This window comes from Cellulophaga omnivescoria, assembly GCF_001999725.1.
GTDB lineage: Bacteria > Bacteroidota > Bacteroidia > Flavobacteriales > Flavobacteriaceae > Cellulophaga > Cellulophaga omnivescoria.
This window is the reverse complement of the sequence record NZ_MDDP01000027.1, coordinates 1-1,825: the sequence shown is the minus strand read 5'-3', so window position 1 is coordinate 1,825 and position 1,825 is coordinate 1. Positions and strand designations below refer to the sequence as shown.

Annotated in this window: 2 protein-coding genes; one reads left to right on the top strand and one right to left on the bottom strand. The window is 40.3% G+C overall.

Annotated features, from left to right (window positions below):
* Positions 1-430, bottom strand: a 430-nt coding sequence (locus BFJ87_RS11940; RefSeq protein WP_139344242.1) for a hypothetical protein, incomplete at its 3' end; no start/stop codon positions are given.
* Between BFJ87_RS11940 and BFJ87_RS17090 the strand changes: the two genes are divergently transcribed.
* Entirely contained in the window at positions 393-1,778 is a 1,386-nt protein-coding gene (locus BFJ87_RS17090) for a hypothetical protein (protein WP_216352845.1), read from the top strand. The two genes, BFJ87_RS11940 and BFJ87_RS17090, sit on opposite strands and share 38 nt — an antisense overlap.
* Positions 1,779-1,825 lie beyond the last annotated feature (47 nt).

Here is a 1,825-nt window from a genome sequence, read left to right as displayed (position 1 = left end):
TATAATTAACTGAAGTTAAAGGAAAATGTAATATATTAAAAAACAATAACACTATAACTACATTAGTAGACAATGGCGATGGTAGTTTTACGTATACATCAGAAAACGGAACAGCAACCACATTTACAGAAACATTATCAACTTTAGTAGACAATGCAGATGGTACATTTACATATACCAATGAAGATGGAGTAACTACTACTTTTGATGCAAAGCGTTCTACCGTTTTAGATAATGGCGATGGAACATTTACATTAACAGATGATTCAGGAAATTCAGCAACCGTAGATACCAATAACACTATAACTACATTAGTAGACAATGGCGATGGTAGTTTTACGTACACATCAGAAAACGGAACAGCAACTACATTTACAGAAACATTATCTACATTGGTAGACAATGCAGACGGTACATTTACATATACCAATGAAGATGGTGTTACCACTACTTTTGATGCAAAGCGTTCTACCGTTTTAGATAATGGCGATGGAACATTTACAATTACAGATGATTCTGGTAATGCTGCAACTATTGATACAAATCAAGTTGCAGGAACTTTAGTAAACAATAATGATGGTACAATTACGTATACAGATGGCACAGGTTCTTCACAGACTATAGGCTTAGTAAGTTCAGATGCTAACAACGACATTCAAGTAGGTACAGACGGAGGTCTATATTTAAACGTAGCATCAGTTACAATTGATGAAACAATTACGTCTTTAACAGATAATGGCGATGGAACTTTTACTTATGAAAATGAGAGCGGCGCAACCACTACTTTTGATGCAAAGCGCTCTACTGTTTTAGATAATGGTAACGGAACATATACGATTACTGATGATTCTGGTAATTCAGCAACAATTGACACAAACAATACAGTAACAACATTAGAAAATAATGGAGATGGTACATTTACGTATACATCAGAAAACGGTACAGTAACTAATTTTGTAGGTACGGATAGTCAAGATTTATCATTAACAGGTGATAATCTAACCTTAACTAATGATCCAACAGCTACACCTATTGATTTATCAAACTACAGGGAGACAGTTGTAGGGGCAGGAGATATTAATGTCACTAATGACGGGTCTGGTAATTATACTGTTTCATACACTGACGGAGATAATGATGATGAAAATGAAATTGAATTACCTGAAGGCGGAACAAATGGACAAGTATTATCAACTGATGGATTAGGTGTATATTCTTGGGTAGATCCAGATTCAGGTCCACAGGGAGAAAAAGGAGATAAAGGCGACCAGGGTGAGCAAGGACCTCAAGGGATCCAAGGAGAAACTGGTCCTCAAGGAATCCAAGGTGAGACTGGTGCAACAGGTGCACAGGGTCCACAAGGAGAAAAAGGAGATCAGGGTGACCAAGGACCTCAAGGTATCCAAGGAGAAACTGGCCCACAAGGAATCCAAGGTGAGACTGGTGCAACAGGTGCACAGGGTCCACAGGGAGAAAAAGGCGATCAGGGAGAAAAAGGAGATCAGGGAGACCAAGGACCTCAAGGTATCCAAGGAGAAACTGGTCCACAAGGAATACAAGGAATCCAAGGTGAGACTGGTGCAACAGGTGCACAGGGTCCACAGGGAGAAAAAGGAGATAAAGGCGACCAGGGCGACCAAGGAATCCAAGGAGAAAAGGGAGACCAAGGTGACCAAGGACCGCAAGGACTTCAGGGAATCCAAGGAGAAAAAGGAGACCAAGGAGACCAAGGACCACAAGGACTTCACGCCTACACAGCTGACCCAGCCGACGCATAGACACAACACCCGTACAGCAAACATACGATCAAAAAAAAACCAAAACA